Genomic DNA, 18,140 nt, shown 5'->3' with positions numbered 1-18,140 from the left:
CTCCAACGGGTCGCCGTCGACCGCCCGTCCCCTGTCTCATTCTCCGCCCGCTTGGCAACAGTTTTCCATTACCGATAGGATCATGGACAAAAACCGCCTCGATTCAGTAATCTTTTCCGAGGATAGATCGAAGGGCAAGCCTCTCACCTGGCATTATAAAAAACGCCGTTCCGGGCTTGCGGAATTTGGGGTCAAAAACTACTGAATGGAGGCACTTTTTGTCCATGATGGTTTTGCTTATTGAATTTCAGGAGCGCGCTGCGAAGGCAGGCGGGATCGCCGCAAGCAACCGCAACAAGAACGGGACAGAAGATCGGCGAGAAAATGGTTGATGAACCTCGGTTAAACGCACGTCGCTCTTTTAACCGGCCTCTTCCAGCTTGCGCATAAGTTCGGCGCGGTTGTGGACATCGCACTTCTCGTAAATATGGCGCACATGGGTTTTCACCGTTGCCGGCGAGATGACGAACTTCTCCTGGATGTACTTCGAGCCGTGCCCCGTCACCCACAGAGCGAACACCTCCTTCTCGCGCGGCGATAGCTGATACGCTTTCGCCAGCGCTTCGATGCGCGCCCCAACGTCCGTGGCGACAGGAACAAGGCTCGCATCCGCCGGCTCAACCGCAGAGCCCGCAGCCCCCGAGCCAGACGAAACCGACTCGTCGGCATGCGAACGCCCGTCCCCACCGGAAAGTCGCTCCAACTCGGCCGGCGTCGGGCTCTCAAATGCGAACGTGGTATCGCGGTCGGCGAACGCGAAACCCGTCGACGCCACCAACACGAACACGGCCACAACCGCAAACAGCAGCATATCGTCGATCAACGCGAACGCAGCCACCTCGCCGACTACTATTCCCACATGCACGGCCAAACGGCCCACCGCGAACACCAGCAGCGCAGCAAAATGGGTCGTGCGCGCGATCTCGACCAGCAGCGCCCAGGTGAGCACTTCGAACAACACCGAGCTGAGCGATGCCATGAAGAACACCATCGTCATGTTGTCGTGCCCCACCAGCGCGATCAACACGAACGCCAACGCCCATACCGACATGGCAATACGGTACAGCACGCCAAGGTTGAGGCTCGTGCGCGACACCAAAGCGCCGTACACGAAGAACACGAACGCTGCCAGCGCAATGGTGCCCGCCATAAGCGCAGGATTCGAGAACACGCTCGGCGCAACCGAGCCGAAATATACCCGCAACCCGCCATACGCGAACAACGCCGCGATCAGCCCCGCCAGCACGCGCCACGACAACGCCGTACGAACCAGATCGCGTATCTCGCCCCGCGCGCGACGGCGCGTTTCGGCATCCGGCACGCGCTCGGCCTTCCAATCACGCAGGCTGGCCGTTGCGGCAACCGCCGCAGCCAAGGGCAACAGCGACACCGCCACCGGTGCCAGCGTCGGACCAAGCAGCATGATCGCCCCGTGCAGCAAGGCCGCACCCAGAAACGTCATGGATGTGAACAGCACAGCGCGCCGGGCATCGAGATCGCGGTATATCACGCCCCATGCCAAGACGATGGGCGTGCAGGCGAATCCCGTGGCAAACGCACCCACGCCCATGACCGCAGGCAAAGCAGAAAACGCGGGAAGCGCGTACAGGCAGGTTCCGACAAGCGCCGTCACGCCGCACGCCAGCAGCACAGACCGAACGCGCCCGGCCGCCCACCCCATCACCGAGCGCCAATTTAACGCGCACGCCGCAAACATCACCATGGCGGTGGCCGACGACACGATGTGCACCATCGAGATAGCCCGTCCGTCTCCTCCCACGATATCAAGAGAATTGAACGACAAGAACACCCAGGCGTAGTAGAAACTCAGACCGACGTAGCGCAAAGTGAACCCGCGATCCGTCGACGAGAACGTAGCCTTCACCGACCCTCCTCCCTCCAGGCGACCACTTGCCCCTCGCACGTCCATGAAAACTTCCGTCATTGTACCGGACTTTTTCACCCGGAGCGCGAACGCACGCCAGCATCAACCCTTTGGGACGATATCAACCCACCTCCTTCGGAATCAACCCTTTGGGTCGGCGGCAAACCACGCGCTGCGACGTATCGTCATGCCAGCGTCACATGAGGGATGACGCGAGAACACTTCGAACAGGGAGGACGACATGACCATGTCACGCAATGAACGAGGGCTGTCCCGCCGCGCGTTTCTAGGCTTGGGCGCCACAGCCGCCATGGCCGCCGGAGCCGCAGGGCTGGCCGGCTGCTCGCCGCAAGCCAGCAGCGACGCGGCAAGCGCAGGCGCATCGGACGCCGGCGCCGCCGGCGGACCGAGCTTCCTGACCGGGCCGAGTCCCATTGCCGAAAGCGACATCAAAGAGACCGTCGAAGCCGACATCGTCATCGTGGGCGCCGGACTCTCCGGCATCAGCGCGGCTCGCGCAGCCGTGGAAAGCGGCGCGAAGAACATCGTCGTCGTGGAGAAGGCCACCACGTGGCAGTACCGCTCGAACCAGGTGGGCTGCATCGGCGGCAAAATCCAAGAGGACCTGGGCATCCACATCGACAAGAACGCCGCAGTCGGCCAGATCATGAAAGAGTGCGGCTACCGCCCCAACCAGCGCATCCTGAACCTGTGGGCCGACAACTCCGGCGAGGCGTTCGATTGGTTCCTGGCCGCCAGCGAGGGTCAGTACGTGGTGGAGGCGGAATCCGACACCTACGACGGCAAGTCCATGAGCGTCCGCAAAATGCACTGGCCGCATCCCGCCGAGGCCAACATCGCCGACGATTTCTACCCCATCTTCGACGACTGCCAGATCTGCCTGCCCGACAACGGCCCCTACATCCAGAACATGGTGGACATTTGCGAAAAGGCCGGCGTGCAGTTCCTGTACTCCACGTTCGCCCGCCAGCTGGTGCGCCCGGACAACGCAGGGCGCGTGGAAGGCGTCATCGTCGAAGACGAGAACGGCGATTACAAGAAGATCACCGCTAGCAAGGCCGTGCTTCTGGCTACGGGCGACTACGCCTCGAACGCCGAGATGATGAGCTACTACGTGCCGTGGTCCGACCGCTTCATGAGCATTTTCCCGAACGTCGACGCCAAGGGCGAGAAGACGAACACGGGCGACGGCCAGCAGATGGGCATGTGGATCGGCGCGAAGATGGAGGATGGCCCGCACGCTCCCATGACGCACCACTTGGGCGGGCCTCTGGGCATGGATGCGTTCCTGCTGGTGGACATCAACGGCGAGCGCTTCATGAACGAGGACGTGGGAGGCCAGCCGTTCCAGAACCAGCTTTCGCGCCTGCCGAAGAAGACGGCCTGGCAGATCTTCGACAGCAAGTGGAAAGACCAGATCAAGTACATGGACACCGGCCACGGCAACGTGAACTGGTACGTGGAGTCGGGCGCCGACGTGCCCAACGGCTCGTACGGCAAAAACGCCTACATCTCCGACGAGGATAACGAAGACGGCAACACGCCGGGCTTCCTGAGCTACTTCGAGGGCGAGAAGGCCTTGGGCGTGACGGCGAACTCCATCGCCGAGCTGGCCAAGCTCATGGAGGTTGACGAAGCCGCGCTCACCGCCACCATCGAGCGCTATAACGAGCTGGCGGCCGCCGGCAACGACGAGGACTTCGGCAAGCGCGCCGACCGTCTGTTCCCCGTAGAGGAAGGTCCGTTCTACGCCTACCCGCTCACCGACACGGTGATCCTCGTGAACATGGGCGGCCTGCAAACCGACGTGGACTTCAACGTGATGGACACCGAGGACGAGGTCATCGAGGGCCTGTACGCCGTGGGCAACGCCCAAGGCGGCCGCTTCCTCGTCGACTACCCGCTGCCCGCCCCTGGCATCAGCCACGGCATGGCGCTGACGCACGGCATGCTGGTCGGCCGCATCCTGGCGCAGCTGTAAACCGAACAACCCCGTCCACACTCGCCGACCTCCCCTCCCCCTTGGCGAGCTGGAAAACGAGAACCGCCCGACCGGCTCCAACCGATCGGGCGGTTCCCTCTTCTCGCAGGAAACGGGAGCGCGGCAGGGGGAACGGGGCTGACAGCCCATTACGGTAGGAACCGGCCCGAATCGGACGCAGCCGGAGCTTGACGGTTTCGCCGGATCGAACGCGGCCGGAGCGCAACGGCTCCGCCGGATCGGACGCCCCGCCGGCTTTTGGTTCGGTACGGCCGAGACCCGACGGATCGCCGACCGGCCGCCCCCCCCCCGCCTCCGACGAGTCACCGTCGCCCGCCCGCCCCCTGGCTCCAACGAGTCACCGGCCGCCCCCCCTGTCCCCAACGGGTCGCCGACCGACCGCCCGTCCCCTGCCTCATGCTCCTTCCGCTTGGCGACAGTTTTCCATTACCGATAGCGTCATGGACAAAAATCGCCTCGGTTCAGTAATCTTTCCTGAGGATAGATTGAAGGACAAGCCTTTCACCTGGCATTATGAAAAACGCCGTTCCGGGCTTGCGGAATTCGGGATCAAAAACTACTGAATGGAAGCACTTTTTGTCCATGATGGTTTTGCTTATTGAATTTCAGGAACGCGCTGCGAAGGCAGGCGAGACCGCCGCAAGCAACCGCAACAAGAACGGAACAGAAGATCGGCGAGAAAAAATGGCTGCTGCCTCATCCTGCTTTCAAAAACAGCCATCAACCCCGCCCCCTGCCTCATTATGTGCCGATTGGTAGATTTTGGCAGATTCTGGTAGATCCTCGGTAGATTTTGGACGATTGCAAAGCTTCACGCAGCGCTGCCGCAATAGCGCCGCGCAAGACCAAGGCCGCTCGGGGAGGGAGGCGAGCGGCCTTGGGCGGTACGGTACAGGAGGCCTCGCGCGGCGCAGCCGCGCGAGGGTGCCGGGCGGCAACGCCGCCCGGCACCCTGCGGCGCGCGCGGTGCGCGCCGCAGGGCTTCGCGCTACTTGCCTTCTGCCGCCTTGCGACCGGCCAGGCGACCGAACGACATGGCCATCGAGTGGCTGGCGCCGGCCACCGTCACGGGATAGTCCACCAGGAAGCGGCCGCCCATGGTGTTCCCCGCCACGAACAGGCCGGGCACCGGGTTCTTCTCGGCATCGAGCGCGCGGCAGTCGACGTCGCAATCGATGCCGCCGATCAGCACCAACATGCCCGAGTCGCCGAACGGCACCGCGTAGAACGGCGGGTTCTCCACGGGGAACAGGCGCGTGGACACCTTGGAGAAGTCCGCGTCCTTGCCCGCGTGCGCCAGCTCGTTGTAGCGCTCCACCGTCTCCACCAGCGCGTCAGCCGGGATGTTCACGGCCTTCGCCAACTCATCGATGGAATCGGCCGGGATGATGGAGCCTTGCTCGATCTCGCCCTGGAAGTACGTGTCGGAGGCGTAGCCCGCAGCGAAGTGGTTGATGGCGTGCTCGTACTCGGCTTCCTGCTCGGGCGGGATGTAGTGCGTCACGCCGCCGAAGCACTGGGGCATCGCCGACAGCTGCTCTTTCCACTTGCTGTCGAAGATCTGGTACGACACGCCGCCCTTCTGACGCTTGATGGCGTTCTGCAGCTCCTGCGCTCCCACGTCCTCGTTGGCGAAGCGCTTGCCGTCCTGGTTCACCATGAGGAACGGGTCGATGCCGACGGAGTTCGTTCCCAGGCTGTGCGTCATCGGAGCGTAGGGGCCGTCCTCCATGACCGCGCCGGCCCACATGGCCATCTTGTGGCCGTCGCCCGTGTTCACCGGCTTTCCGCTCTTGTCCATGGTGCTGAAGAAGCAGCCGTACTTCGTGGCCTGGGGAGCGTAGTACGTCAGCATCTCGGTGTCGCTGGACATGTCGCCGCACGACAGCACGACGCCCTTCTTCGCGTTGACGCGCACGATGTTGCCGTCTTCGTCGGACGCGTACACGCCCACCACCTTGTCGCCTTCCTTGATGAGCTGCTCGCCCTTCAGGTTGAAACGCGCCTCGGCACCGGCCTTCTGCGCGGCCTCCAGCGTGCCGTGCATGGCCCAGCCGTGGTCGGGCAGCAGGTGCACCATGCCGGGGAAGCACGGGTAGTTCTCCTCGCGCCAATTGTAGTTCTCGTTCACCGGGAAGCGCTCAGGGAACACGTAGGGCTTCTCGGGGTCGGTGGGCACGTCGTGGTCGCTGGTCAGCAGCTCGTGCTCGGCAGTGCCGATGTACCAGTCCAAGTCCGGGCCGGAGTTCGCGATCCAATAGTTCAGCAGCTGCGCATTGGGGCGGTTGCCCATGACCTTCATCAGCTCGTTGACCACTTCCTGCGTCTCAGGCTGCTCGATGCCCAGCTGCTTGTGGATCTCGCTGCCGAACGTGCCGAACTCGCCCGAGCGGTAGCCCACGTCGGAACCTTTATCGAAGCCGAACGTCTTCGCGCCCGACTCCGCGGCTTCGCGCAGCGCGCACACGCCCGCCAGGCCGAGGCCCACCACGCACACATCGACGTCGACGGTTTCGGTTACCTTCGACTCGTCGACGGGCGCCGGCGGGTTCATGAACGACGGCACGAACTCGGTGGGGTTGCCGCCCGTCGCTGCGCCGCCCGAACCTGCCGCGCCGCCCTCGGCCGCGCCTGCGTCTGCGCCCGCATCGCTTTTCGCAGCCGGCGCGCATCCCGCGAGGCCGGCCGCCCCGGCCACCGCAGCTGTCGCGCCCAAGCCGAGAAACGTGCGACGGGTGAGTTTCTGCTCTCTCATAATGATCCCCTTCCCTCTTCCTTTGACGAAATGGACGACCGCCGAAAGGCCGCCAACCACGCCTCCAGCATACGAAGCGGCAGGCAAACGGGCATCACCCAGAGCCGCCAAGACCCGGTTTTCTGTCACCCGAAACGGCCAAAATGAGCAGCGCGGCGCTTCGCGACGGGTATCATGTAGGGCAGGGCGCGGCATCCGCACGGGAAGCGGATGGCTCGGGGCATGGAGGGGAGATCGAACATGGCTACGCGCGCAGCATGCTACGCAGGATATGCGTTTCTCCTGCTTGCCAATATCCTCAGCTACCATGCGACCACCGCGTTCGCCAGCGTGCCCTCATTCGACGACGGCACATACATGCCGGTGCTCGGCGCTACGCACGCAGCAGCGTTCGCAGCCGTCGCCCTGCGGTACCGCAACGTCGCGCACGAGCCCCTTGGCTCGAAGGCGGCCGGTTTCGCCGCCGTAGCGCTGTGCATAGGATTCGCGCTGGTGCCGGGATCATGCAGCGCAGGCGTGCAGCCCGGGTTCGTGGCGGGCACGGTGCTCATCGGCGTCGGCCAGGCGGTGCTCAGCTTGCTGTGGCTGTCGGCGCTGCCGATGTTTTCCTACCGCACCAGCTACCTGTTCCTGCTGGGCAGCCATGCGGCCGCCACCGCGCTGTGCGCGATCGTGCTGCAATACCCGCAGGAATGGTACATCCCCATCACCCTGGCATCGCTGCTGGCGGCATGCGCCTGCGCCACCCGGCTGCGCGTCGCACGGCCCATCGAGCGCACCTTCTCCAGCCAGATAGCCGACGTCGCGCCGCTTGTGGGCAAAGGCGTGCTCGCCGTAGGATTGTTCGCCCTGCTCAGCGGGTTCGTCACCAGCCTATCGGGGCAACCCGACATCGATCCCGATCTCATGCAGTACCTCGTGCTGGGGATTTCCGCCTGCGTGCTGGTCATCATGTCGGTGCCCGCGCTGCTGTTTCGCCAGCCGTTCAAGCTGGAAGGCAGCTACCGCGTGGCGCTGCCGCTTTCCGCGCTGGGCCTGCTGGTGCTGCCAGGGCTGACGGAAGCCGTCCCTCCCGCTATTGCCGGCACACTGGCCACCACGGGCTACATGATGTGCGGCATCGTGCTGGCCTGCACCATCGCCGAAGTGGGAAAGGCTGCGCGCATACCCGTCATGCCGCTGTACGCTGCAAGCGACACGGTTTCGCTGCTGTGCCTGCTGGCGGGAACGGAAGCGGGTGCGCTGACCCGCGTGTACCTTCCGGGGACGAACGCCGGGTTCGCCCTCATCGGGTTGGGAACGCTGTACCTGGTCATGCTGGGTGCTTCCTGGCTCCTTGGCCGCGAGCGCATCCCGCGCCGCAGCGATCCGCAGCCTTCACCGCCGCCCGAGCAAGACGCGCGACCGTCCGGCGGCGCCGCCTCGGAACCCGCCGACGCAACCCGGCTTGCCTCCGCGCCGATCCAGATCGTCGCCGCGCCCGAACCCGATCTCGTCGCCGCCGCCTACGGGCTGAGCGATCTGGAAACCACCGTCTTCAAACAGCTTCTAGAGGGTCGCACCATCGCGCGCATCGCGCAGGATCTCTACCTCTCGCCGAGCGCCGTGAAATACCATACGCAGAAGATCTACCGAGCCTTCGACGTGCATACCCGTGCGGAACTGGCGGCCTTCATGCGCCAGCCTCGCTTGGCCGACGTCGCGCCCGCGCACTCCACGGACGCATTGTCGCCCGAAAACCGCGCTTTTGCACCCGAAACCGAGGCTTTCGGGCGACAATGCGCCGTCGGAGACGACCAACCGGCATCAGCGCCCCTCGCGGTCACCCGCGCGAACCCGTGCGAGCGCTTAGCCCTCCAACACGGCCTGACCGACCGCGAGCGTCAAACGCTCGAGCTGCTGGCCCTCGGGGAAACGGTGGCCGCCATCGCGCGCGCTCTCGACGTCTCGGAGAACACCGTGAAGACGTATACGAAGCGCGTGTACCGAAAGCTCGACGTCCACTCCAAGCAGGACATCATCGACCTGTGCCGCGAGGGGTAGCCGACAGCGCACGATGCCCGTCGTCAAGCCCTACCCCCCCTCGGCGGGCTGAAACGAGAATCGCCCGACCGGCTCCAACCGATCGAGCGATTCGCTTCTTCTCGCAGAAAACGGAGCGAGCCATCGGCCCCGTTCACCTGTCTCATTCTGCCTCGTTCCCTACTGCTTCACCACCAGCACGTCGCAGCGGAGGTTGCGGATGAGGAACGTGGACACGCTGCCCACGAACACGTACTTGATGTTCGACAGCCCGCGCTCGCCGCACACCACGAGGTTCGGCTCGAACGGCTCGATCAGCTCGTGCTCCAGCGTGTCGGCGATGCGCCCCGCATGCACAGACACCTCCACGGAAGGAATGTCCGGGTTCTGGCGCGCCGCAGCCAACACGTCGGCCAGGTCGGCTTCGATGCGCTTTTTGCCCTCGGCGCACAGCGCTTCGAAATCGACGCCCGAAGCCTCGTAGGGAACCGAATCGATCACGTGGCCGAACATGAGCTTCGCGTGGTTGTCCGCAGCGAGCGTCACCGCGCGCTGCGCGACCGCTTCCTGCGTCGACGCGCCGTCGAGCGCGGCGAAGATACGAGCGTATTCCTGCGCCATGGTCGTTCCTTTCCCTCGATTGCATCTGGGGTCATTGTACCCCAAGCAGCACCTCCGCGCGCCGCCGAACGCTACGACGTAACCAGCAAGATGACGCCGACGCACAACAACAGCACGTACGTGAGCTTGAGGAACCTTTCCTGGCTGATCTTCTTCTGCAGCTTGCTGCCCAGAAACGTGGCCAGCACGGCCAACGGCACGCAGAACACGATGATCTGGACGACGTCGCCCGTGAAGTGCCCCTGCTGAAACGCGATGCCTGCGTAAATAAGGTTGAGCACGGTCCACACGGCGGAAAGCGTGATGCGGAACTGCTGCTGATCGCGCAGCTTCTGCACCGCGTAGATGACCAGCAGCGCGCCGCCCGACACGAACATGCCTTGGATCAGGCCGGCCAGAGCGAGAATGATCCACAGCGCCCATTCCGGCATGAACTTCTGCTGGGGCACCGCCAGGTTCTTGATACCGATGATCACAATGATCACGCCGTAGATCTTCAACAGGATATGCAGGGGCACCAGGGTATCCAGCCAAATGCCCAGCACCATGAACACGATCATCACGCCCAGGATCTTGCCAAGCTCGCGCCAATTCACGCTCTTGATGTTGAGCGCCGTCAGCAAGCCGCAGGCGAAAAAGCCCATCGCGTTGAGGATGGACACCGTAGATTCCAGGCCCAGCAGCGTCGTGCCCACCGGCATGGCGAAGATGTTCCCTGCGAATCCCGTGATGGCCTGGACCGTGTATGCGAAAAAGAACGCGGCCAGGAAAAGCGCTTTTTCCATATATGCTACAATCCTTATCTATGTGACCAGCCTACAAGTGTAGCACGGGGCGCACATCATAAGACGACGCACACGCCAGAGGACGGAATTGCATGGCGGGATTCACCATCACCATCGCAGGAGACTCGGCGCTCAACTTGGAATTCGCCCATGCGATATCCGCGGAGACGAGCGCCAAGATCCGCATGGCCGCAGACAACCTTACCGCAGATCCCATTCGGGGCATCACCGAGCTGGTGCCCACGTTCTGCTCGCTTATGGTGTATTACAACCCCCTGGTCATCACGTTCGACGAGCTGTCCACGAAGCTGCGCTCCAAGCTGCGCGACGTGGGCGAGGCCGACCTCAGCATCCGCAAGATCGTGCCCATCCCCGTGTGCTACGGGGGCGAGTTCGGCCCCGACCTGGCGAACGTGGCGCAACTGGCAGGCCTTTCCGAAGACGAAGTGATCGCCATCCACACCGAGCGCGACTACCTCATCGACATGCTGGGCTTCCTTCCCGGCTTCGCCTACCTGGGCGGCCTCGACGAGCGCCTGCACACGCCGCGCCTGGCCGTGCCGCGCACGCGCATCGAGCCGGGCAGCGTCGGGATAGGCGGCGCGCAGACGGGCATCTACCCGCTGGCCTCCCCCGGCGGCTGGCAGATCATCGGGCGCACGCCGCTCAAACCCTACGATCCCGATCGTGAGGAACCCATCCTGTACGCAGCGGGCGAGTACCTGCGCTTCGTGCCCATCACGCCCGACGAGTACACCGCCATCGAAGCGCAGCTGGCCGCGGGCACGTATTCGTACGGCATCTTCGTGGAAGGCGAGTAGCATGGGTCTGGTCGTCAAAAAACCCGGTGTGATCACCACCATCCAGGACGTGGGGCGCTTCGGCTATCAGGGCAGCGGCTTCTCCACGAACGGCGTGATGGATCATCGCGCGTTCGCCATCGCGAACCTCCTGGTGGAGAACGACCCCGGCGCACCCGTGCTGGAATTCGCGCTGGCGGGACCCACGGTGCGCTTCACCACGAACACCTGCTTCGCCATCACGGGCGGCGACTTCGCGCCGACGCTGGACGGCGAACCCGTGCCCATGTACGCGGCCGTCATGGTGCGGCGCGGCTCCATCCTGCGCTTCAAGGCGTCGCGCACCGGCTGCTACGGTTACTTGGCCATCGCGGGCAACAGCGTGCGCGTGCCCGAAGTGATGGGCAGTCGCTCGACGAACCTCAAGTGCGAGTTCGGCGGATGGAAGGGTCGCACGCTCATCGTCGGCGACTACCTGCCGTTTTCCACGAAGAGCGTGGACTTTCTGCCCAACCTAGGGTCGCACCGCATCGACGGCGACAACGAGTTCTACGGCTTCGACCGCGACGAAATCACCGTGCGCGTGGTGCCCGGGCCTCAGCAGGACATGTTCACCGACAAAGGCCTGGCCACGTTCTACGGGCAGGCGTACACCACCACCACGAAATGCGACCGCATGGGGTACCGCCTGGACGGACCGGAAATCGAGACGAAGCACGGGTCCGACATCATCTCCGACGGCGTGGCGTTCGGCGCCGTGCAGGTGCCGTCGCACGGACGGCCCATCATCATGCTGGCCGACCGGCAAACCACCGGCGGTTACGCGAAAATCGGCACCATCGCCAGCGTGGACATCCCGAAGCTGGTGCAACGCCCGCCGGGCGGCAAGATCCGCTTCGAGTCCATCGGCGTGCAGGAGGCCCAAGCGCTGCTGCGCGAAGAGGCGCACCTGTTCGAAATGCTGGCGTTGAAAGTGAGGCGGCCCAGCGCCGACGGCATATCGCCCCGGCGCACGGCGCGGCGCCTGACCCCCATCCTGGAGGAACAGGCACGCAAGTCGCAGGCCGACATGTTGTGGATCGACCGAGCCGATCGCTCCCAGCGCGTCGGCAACCGCAACGCCCTGGGAACCGTCCCGCCAAAGAAACAACCGCCCGACGCAACCGACACCACCGAACGCGCAACGACGTAGACGAAGAAGAAGTAGGTAGGGGTTCGCCGAAGCCGGCCGTCACAGAACCCCGTCACAAACGTAGGAGAACCGCCATGGATACGAAAGCCATCGAAGAACTCATCGCCATCATGGACAAGGCCGAGCTCACGGCCTTGCGCGTGGATGACGGCGAAACGAAAATCGAATTGGAGCGCAACCACGGCCCGCTCTCGTCTACCGCGCTGCCGCTCATGGCCGATCGCGTGAGCGCGCTGTTGGCCGGCAAGACCGAAAGCCACGAGGCAGCCGCCGTCGAGGACGCCGACGAAAGCTCCATCCTCGTGCGCAGCCCCATGGTGGGCATGTTCTACATCTCGCCCAGCCCCGACGAAGATCCCTTCGTGAAGGTGGGCCAGGAAGTGCTGTCCGGCCAGACGCTGGCCATCGTCGAGGCCATGAAGATGATGAACGAGATCACCACGCCCGCCCCCGGCATCGTCGTGGAGGTGCTGGCAGCCAACGGCACGCAGGTCGAATACGACCAGCCGCTGTTCCGCGTGGCCACCGCCGCCGGCGAAACGCACTAGGGCGGCGCGCGCCATGTTCGACAAGATACTCATCGCCAACCGCGGCGAGATCGCCGTCCGCATCATCCGCGCCTGCCGCGCCATGGACATCAAGACGGTGGCCGTGTACTCCACGGCCGACAAGCATTCGCTGCACGTGTACCTGGCCGACGAGAGCGTGTGCATCGGCCCGCCCGCCGCGCGCGACTCGTACCTGAACATCGCCGCCATCCTGTCCGCCGCGAAGGGCACCGGCGCGCAGGCCATCCATCCCGGCTACGGCTTCCTGTCGGAGAACTCGACGTTCGCGAAGCTGTGCCGCGAGAACGACATCGTGTTCATCGGCCCCGCGCCCGAGGTCCTGGACCGCATGGGCAACAAGAGCCAGGCCCGCAAGACCATGATGGAGGCGGGCGTGCCCGTGGTTCCCGGCACGAAGGAGCCCGTGCACCATCCGGAGGAAGCGCTGGCGATGGCACGCGAGATCGGCTGGCCCATCATGATCAAGGCGTCGTCGGGCGGTGGCGGCAAGGGCATGCGCATCAGCCACGACGAGCACGACTTCTCCGAGCAGTTCTCCATCGCCCAGCGCGAGAGCGTGGGCGCGTTCGGCGACAACACCATGTACCTGGAGCGCTGCGTGCTGAACCCGCGCCACGTGGAGGTGCAGATCATCGCCGATACGTACGGCACCGTGGTGGCCCTGGGCGAGCGCGATTGCTCGGTGCAGCGCAACCACCAGAAGATGATCGAGGAAAGCCCCTCGCCCGTGATGACGGGGCGCGTGCGCGACGAGATGCTGGAAGCCGCCGTGCGCGCGGCGCAGGCCGTGGGCTACACGTCGGCGGGCACCATCGAGTTTCTGCTGGACGATAAGCTGAACTACTACTTCATGGAGATGAACACGCGCATCCAGGTGGAACACCCCGTCACCGAGATGGTCACGGGCACCGATCTCGTGGAAGAGATGATCCGCGTGGCGGCGGGCGACCCGTTGACGTTCACGCAGGACGACATCACGTACCGCGGCCACGCCATCGAGTGCCGCGTGAACGCCGAGCAGCCCGAGCGCGGGTTCCTGCCGTCGCCCGGCACCATCTCGCAGATGCACCTGCCCGGTGGCAACGGCGTGCGCGTGGACACCGCAGCCTACGATGGCTACGAGATCACGCCGTATTACGACTCCATGATCGCCAAGGTGATCGTGCATGGACGCGACCGCACCGAGGCTATCGCGAAGATGCGCACCGCGCTGGAGGAGATGGTGGTGGTGGGCGTGAAGACGAACCTCGACTTTCAGTACGCCATCATGGAGAACGAGACGTTCGCCGCCGGCCTCGCCGACACCAGCTTCATCGAGCGGTTCATGAAGGGCGAAGTGTAGGGGTTTCTGGCGGATCCGCTCGGGGCATGCCCAGTCGCTCAGACAGTCCTGGCTCGCACAAACAGCCCACTGGGCTGTTTGGCTCGCTGCGGCGACGCGAAGCTAGATCGCTTGGTGGGCATGCCCCGAGCGGATCCTTCGTACGTCTTACGTCGCCCTTCATGGACCGGCGGGGGGCTTGCGGGCGGCGAGGGCGGCGTCGGACGTAGGCTCGAAAAGCCCTTTTTGTGCGGGTTGCGAGGTTCGCCGTTTTGAGAGAGAAAGAGATGGGCTACCTGGTTGTCATCCTGAGCGGAGCCCGAGCCCCGCAGGTTGTCATCCTGAGCGGAGCGCCGCCAGGCGCGGAGTCGAAGGATCCCGTGCGGCGCCAGCAAAAGGCGCCGCCGTCCTCAACCCCCTCGAACCCGCGATCGGCCACCCGGTTCGGCAACGGAAAAGCATCGGCCGCACCCCGCCTTGGCAGAGATCGCACGCTATGCACGATTTTTTCGGATAACCAGCCCGTCATCTCGGAGAAATCGCTGGTCGGCTTCTGCGATTCGCGCGCAAAATCGTGCATAGCGTGCGATCTCTGCCAAGGCACGGAACACGTGACTCGGACACGCCATGACGGTCGTAAAGACGCTGCGCGAAAGCAGCTCTCGACGTGCCATAATAAGGGCGACACCGAGGAAAGGGGTTCTCTTATGATGGATGCTCAAGTTCCCGTCAAGCCCGAGGGCGTGGCTGACGACGTTTGGGCGCAGATGCTTTCCGCTTCTCCGGTTGAGGCGCGGCATCTCATTCGCTCGGGGGAGTTCACGGCGCCGACGAGCGGGCTGTGTCCCGGGTACGCGCAGGCGAACCTCATCGTGCTGCCGAAGGAGCAGGCCTACGACTTCCTGCTGTTCGCGCAGCGCAATCCCAAGCCGTGCCCGCTGCTGGAAGTGACCGAGGTGGGCGCACGCGAGGCTGCCATCTGCGCAACCGACTGCGACATCGCCACCGACTTCCCGCGCTACCGCATCTACGAGCACGGCAAGCTGGTGGCCGAAGTGGAGAATGTCGAGGACTACTGGCGCGACGACCTCGTATCGTTCGTCATCGGCTGCTCGTTCTCGTTCGAGTCCGAGCTCATCGAGGCCGGCATCGAGATCCGCCACAACACCATGGGCTGCAACGTGCCCATGTACCTGACGGGCGTGCCGTGCACCCCGGCGGGCTCCATGAGCGGCAACATGGTGATGTCGATGCGCCCCATCCCCTACGACCAGGTAGTGAAGGCGGTGCAGATCTCCGGTGCCATCCCGAAGGTGCACGGCGCGCCCATCCATATCGGAAACCCGGACGCCATCGGCGTGCGCGACATCATGCATCCCGAGTTCGGCGACCCTGTGGAAATCCGCGACGGCGAAGTTCCCGTGTTTTGGGCCTGCGGCGTCACGCCTCAGTCCATCGTCATGAACAGCAAGCCGCCGTTCGCCATCACCCACGCCCCCGGCTGCATGCTCATCACCGACACCAAGAACATCAACCTGAAAGAATAGACAACGTTCATGCCCCGAACGAGTGTTTCACGTGAAACACTCGCGCCCAACGCCCCGCGCTCTTCACCTGGCGCGGGGCGTTGCTTTACAATAGGCTGAAACCACGCAGGAAAGAAGGCTGCCTATGCACCGCATCGACTTGAACAGCGACCTGGGCGAGAGCTTCGGGCGCTACACGCTGGGGCTCGACGACCAGATCATCCCGCTTGTGTCCAGCGCGAACATCGCGTGCGGGCAGCATGCGGGCGACCCGGTGGTCATGCGCAAGACGGTGGGCATGGCGAAGGACGCCGGCATCGCCATCGGCGCGCACCCGGGCTATCCCGATCTGCAGGGCTTCGGGCGCCGCGACATGCACCTGTCGCCCGACGAGGCGTACTCGTACATGCTGTACCAGATCGGCGCGCTGCAGGCGTTCTGCTCGGCACAGGGCGTGCAGCTCGCGCACGTGAAACCGCACGGCCAACTGTACAACCACGCCGCCGTCGATCCCGAGTTGGCAGCCGCGCTGGCGCAGGCCGTCCGCGACGTGGACCCCAAGCTAGTGCTGGTGGGCCTGGCCAACAGCGCGCTTGTGGACGAAGGCCGCAAGCTGGGGCTGGTCACGGCCGAGGAGTTCTTCGCCGACCGCAACTACACCGACGAGGGCCGCCTGGTCAGCCGCAACGACCCCGCCGCGCTCATCCGCGACGAAGAACACGCCATCGAGCGCGTCAAGAACGCCATCCGCGAAGGCGCCGTGCTGTCCGTCACGGGCAAGCTGGTGGATCTCCATCCCGACACGCTGTGCGTGCACGGCGACTCCCCCACCGCGCTGGCCTTCGTCAGCCGCATCCGCCAGGAGCTGGAACAAGACGACATCGCCATCAAAGCAGTGGGGGCTGAATAAAGGGGCACGCCCTTCGAAGCGGGAACCCCGTTTCCGATATCCGCATGCGTCCATATGGGTCCCTATATGCCCCTATGTGTCCGTATGTGTCCGTATGTGTCCGTATGTGTCCGTATGTGTCCGTAAGTCTCTGCATTAAATCGATGGTTCCGCGCACGGGAGGGAGGGATGCGCGGGACCGAGCGAATGAGGGGGCCTGCCGGCAAACGGCGGCCTCGGGATAGTCGATTGCGGCGGCATCGCGCCGCAAGGCGCTACTTGGCAGCCAACGCCTTGCCGATCATGCGGGCGAAGGTCACCGAACGGCCGCAGCAGTTGCCCGTGGACATGTTCGGGTACGTGTGCGCATGGTACGAGCCCGAGTCGTCTCGCAGTCCGAATCCCAGATGACCACCGTGTGGTGCGGCTGCGTGAGCGCCGCGTTCAGGATGTAGTCGTACGGGCCGGACTCGTTGGCGAAGCGCTCGCCGTTGAGGTTCACCTTGAGCCACGGGTTCGAGCCCATCCAGAACAGCGAGCCGGTGGTCTGCGCGCCACAGAACTCGTCGGGTTTCACGGCAACGCGATCGAACACCATGGCCGTGTGCACCTCGTCCATGCGCGCGCCCGCCCACAAACACGACTTGATGCCGTCGTGAAAACCCACGTCAGCCACATCTACGCGAAGCTGGACGTCCATTCGCACCAAGAGCTGATCGACCTGGTGGAACGCCAAGGATAGCGCCAAGCGCGCGGAGGCCGCCGCATGCGCGACGGCCTCCCTTCATGCCGGAACGGTTGCGAAGCCTACTGCGCCTACTCCGCGTCGGACGCCTCTGCCGCCTCCATCGCTTCGTCGATGCAGCGCAGCGCGTTGAGGCAGCGCGGGTAGCCGATGTAGGGCACGCACTGCGACACCACCTTGATGAGGAACGTGCGGTCGTTGCCCACGCGCAGGTTCGCCCGCACATGGCTGACCGCCTGCGGCTCGCACCCGCCCTGCGCGATGAGCAGGCAGAACGTGATCATCTCGCGTTGCGCGTCATCGAGCCCCGTGCGCGTGTAGTAATCGCCGAAGCAGTTCTCGGCCAGCCAGCGGTTGATATGGCGCGTTTCCTCGGAACCCGACTGGTAGAAGTCGGCCATATCCTCGCCGAACAGGTCCACCTGCTTCCGTACGCCCGCCTCCAAACGCGTGCCCTCCGTCGTGGTGGCCTGGCCCTCAAGCGGCAGCGACACCAGGCGGTGCTCCAGCAGCTCGTTCACCGCGTACAGAAACGGCAACATGCGGCCCATGCCCACGTACGGCGTGGACTGGTACACCAACTCCTTCATTTCCACCGGCGTGACGCCCACGTTGAAGGCGCCCTTCGCCATGGCCTTGAACAGGTCGATGGCCTGCGCGCCGATGAGCGCGGCCAGGATGGCCATCATCCGCGTGCGGTCGTCCAGATCGTCGCTGGCCGGCACTTCGCCGAAGGCGAAGTTGTCCATGCGTTCGACGAACTCGGGATCGGTGCACGCAAGCGGCGAATCGAACCCGGGGAACAAACGGTTGCGGTAAGCCTGCGCGCGCTCTCTGTTTTCAGTAGTCATATCCGTCTCCTTCTCACGTGCTTGTTGTCTCGAGGCCATAGTACCTTCTGAAACCGCTTCCGTGAAAAATGTCACAGAAAATGATACATTTGAAACTTCGGAAGACGACGGCGAAGCTCCGCGACGCTTTGCCGCGTCGGCCGGCCGGCGAAGCTC

14 protein-coding genes are annotated in these 18,140 nt (G+C 64.3%); 8 read left to right on the top strand and 6 right to left on the bottom strand.

Features of this window, described 5'->3' with window-relative positions:
* Positions 1-361: 361 nt before the first annotated feature.
* On the bottom strand, positions 362-1,945 hold the full coding sequence (locus tag GT590_RS13270; protein WP_240133138.1) for a helix-turn-helix transcriptional regulator: 1,584 nt from the start codon (positions 1,943-1,945) through the stop codon (positions 362-364).
* A gap of 187 nt (positions 1,946-2,132) precedes the next feature.
* Between GT590_RS13270 and GT590_RS13265 the strand changes: the two genes are divergently transcribed.
* On the top strand, positions 2,133-3,887 hold the full coding sequence (locus GT590_RS13265) for an FAD-dependent oxidoreductase (RefSeq protein WP_240129871.1): 1,755 nt from the start codon (positions 2,133-2,135) through the stop codon (positions 3,885-3,887).
* Between the two features lie 1,009 nt (positions 3,888-4,896).
* Here GT590_RS13265 and GT590_RS13260 read toward each other — a convergent pair.
* Complete coding sequence (locus tag GT590_RS13260; RefSeq protein WP_161171161.1) at positions 4,897-6,663, bottom strand: FAD-dependent oxidoreductase; 1,767 nt, start codon at positions 6,661-6,663, stop codon at positions 4,897-4,899.
* 240 nt (positions 6,664-6,903) lie between these two features.
* On the opposite strand from GT590_RS13260, the gene GT590_RS13255 reads away from it, so the two are divergent.
* Positions 6,904-8,706 (top strand): LuxR C-terminal-related transcriptional regulator, encoded by a 1,803-nt coding sequence (locus GT590_RS13255; RefSeq protein ID WP_161171160.1) that lies wholly within the window; start codon positions 6,904-6,906, stop codon positions 8,704-8,706.
* Positions 8,707-8,865: 159 nt separating this feature from the next.
* On the opposite strand, the gene GT590_RS13250 is transcribed toward GT590_RS13255, so the two are convergent.
* Together GT590_RS13250 and GT590_RS13245 are read right to left on the bottom strand one after the other, a co-directional pair.
* A complete protein-coding gene (locus GT590_RS13250; protein WP_009305757.1) occupies positions 8,866-9,306 on the bottom strand; it encodes a universal stress protein in 441 nt (146 codons plus the stop codon).
* 71 nt (positions 9,307-9,377) lie between these two features.
* Positions 9,378-10,091: a sulfite exporter TauE/SafE family protein gene (locus GT590_RS13245; RefSeq protein ID WP_009305754.1), complete on the bottom strand. Its 714-nt coding sequence runs from the start codon at positions 10,089-10,091 to the stop codon at positions 9,378-9,380.
* Positions 10,092-10,183: 92 nt separating this feature from the next.
* On the opposite strand from GT590_RS13245, the gene pxpB reads away from it, so the two are divergent.
* From pxpB to GT590_RS13215, 6 genes are all read left to right on the top strand, one after another.
* The gene (gene pxpB / locus GT590_RS13240; protein WP_009305753.1) at positions 10,184-10,912 is read left to right on the top strand and encodes a 5-oxoprolinase subunit PxpB; all 729 of its coding nucleotides are present in this window, start codon (positions 10,184-10,186) and stop codon (positions 10,910-10,912) included.
* Position 10,913: 1 nt separating this feature from the next.
* Positions 10,914-12,083 (top strand): biotin-dependent carboxyltransferase family protein, encoded by a 1,170-nt coding sequence (locus tag GT590_RS13235; protein WP_009305751.1) that lies wholly within the window; start codon positions 10,914-10,916, stop codon positions 12,081-12,083.
* A gap of 74 nt (positions 12,084-12,157) precedes the next feature.
* Entirely contained in the window at positions 12,158-12,631 is a 474-nt protein-coding gene (gene accB / locus GT590_RS13230) for an acetyl-CoA carboxylase biotin carboxyl carrier protein (protein ID WP_009608973.1), read from the top strand.
* A 13-nt stretch (positions 12,632-12,644) separates the two neighbouring features.
* Positions 12,645-13,994: an acetyl-CoA carboxylase biotin carboxylase subunit gene (gene accC / locus GT590_RS13225; protein ID WP_009608966.1), complete on the top strand. Its 1,350-nt coding sequence runs from the start codon at positions 12,645-12,647 to the stop codon at positions 13,992-13,994.
* Positions 13,995-14,680: 686 nt separating this feature from the next.
* Positions 14,681-15,520 (top strand): putative hydro-lyase, encoded by an 840-nt coding sequence (locus GT590_RS13220; RefSeq protein ID WP_161171159.1) that lies wholly within the window; start codon positions 14,681-14,683, stop codon positions 15,518-15,520.
* Positions 15,521-15,644: 124 nt separating this feature from the next.
* Positions 15,645-16,409 (top strand): LamB/YcsF family protein, encoded by a 765-nt coding sequence (locus GT590_RS13215; protein ID WP_161171158.1) that lies wholly within the window; start codon positions 15,645-15,647, stop codon positions 16,407-16,409.
* Positions 16,410-16,704: 295 nt separating this feature from the next.
* Here GT590_RS13215 and GT590_RS13210 read toward each other — a convergent pair whose 3' ends face one another.
* Together GT590_RS13210 and GT590_RS13200 are read right to left on the bottom strand one after the other, a co-directional pair.
* Positions 16,705-17,055 carry a hypothetical protein gene (locus GT590_RS13210; protein WP_227791369.1) on the bottom strand — a complete coding sequence of 117 codons (351 nt, stop codon included), beginning with the start codon at positions 17,053-17,055 and terminating at the stop codon, positions 16,705-16,707.
* A 149-nt stretch (positions 17,056-17,204) separates the two neighbouring features.
* Entirely contained in the window at positions 17,205-17,984 is a 780-nt protein-coding gene (locus GT590_RS13200) for a carboxymuconolactone decarboxylase family protein (protein ID WP_021409883.1), read from the bottom strand.
* Between the last annotated feature and the right edge of the window lie 156 nt (positions 17,985-18,140).

Origin of the sequence: Eggerthella sp. BIOML-A1, from assembly GCF_009875595.1 — a bacterium.
In the GTDB taxonomy this organism is placed as follows: Bacteria; Actinomycetota; Coriobacteriia; order Coriobacteriales; family Eggerthellaceae; genus Eggerthella; species Eggerthella lenta.
Note: the sequence above shows the minus strand (reverse complement) of the source record. Positions and strands in the feature narration are given on the sequence as shown.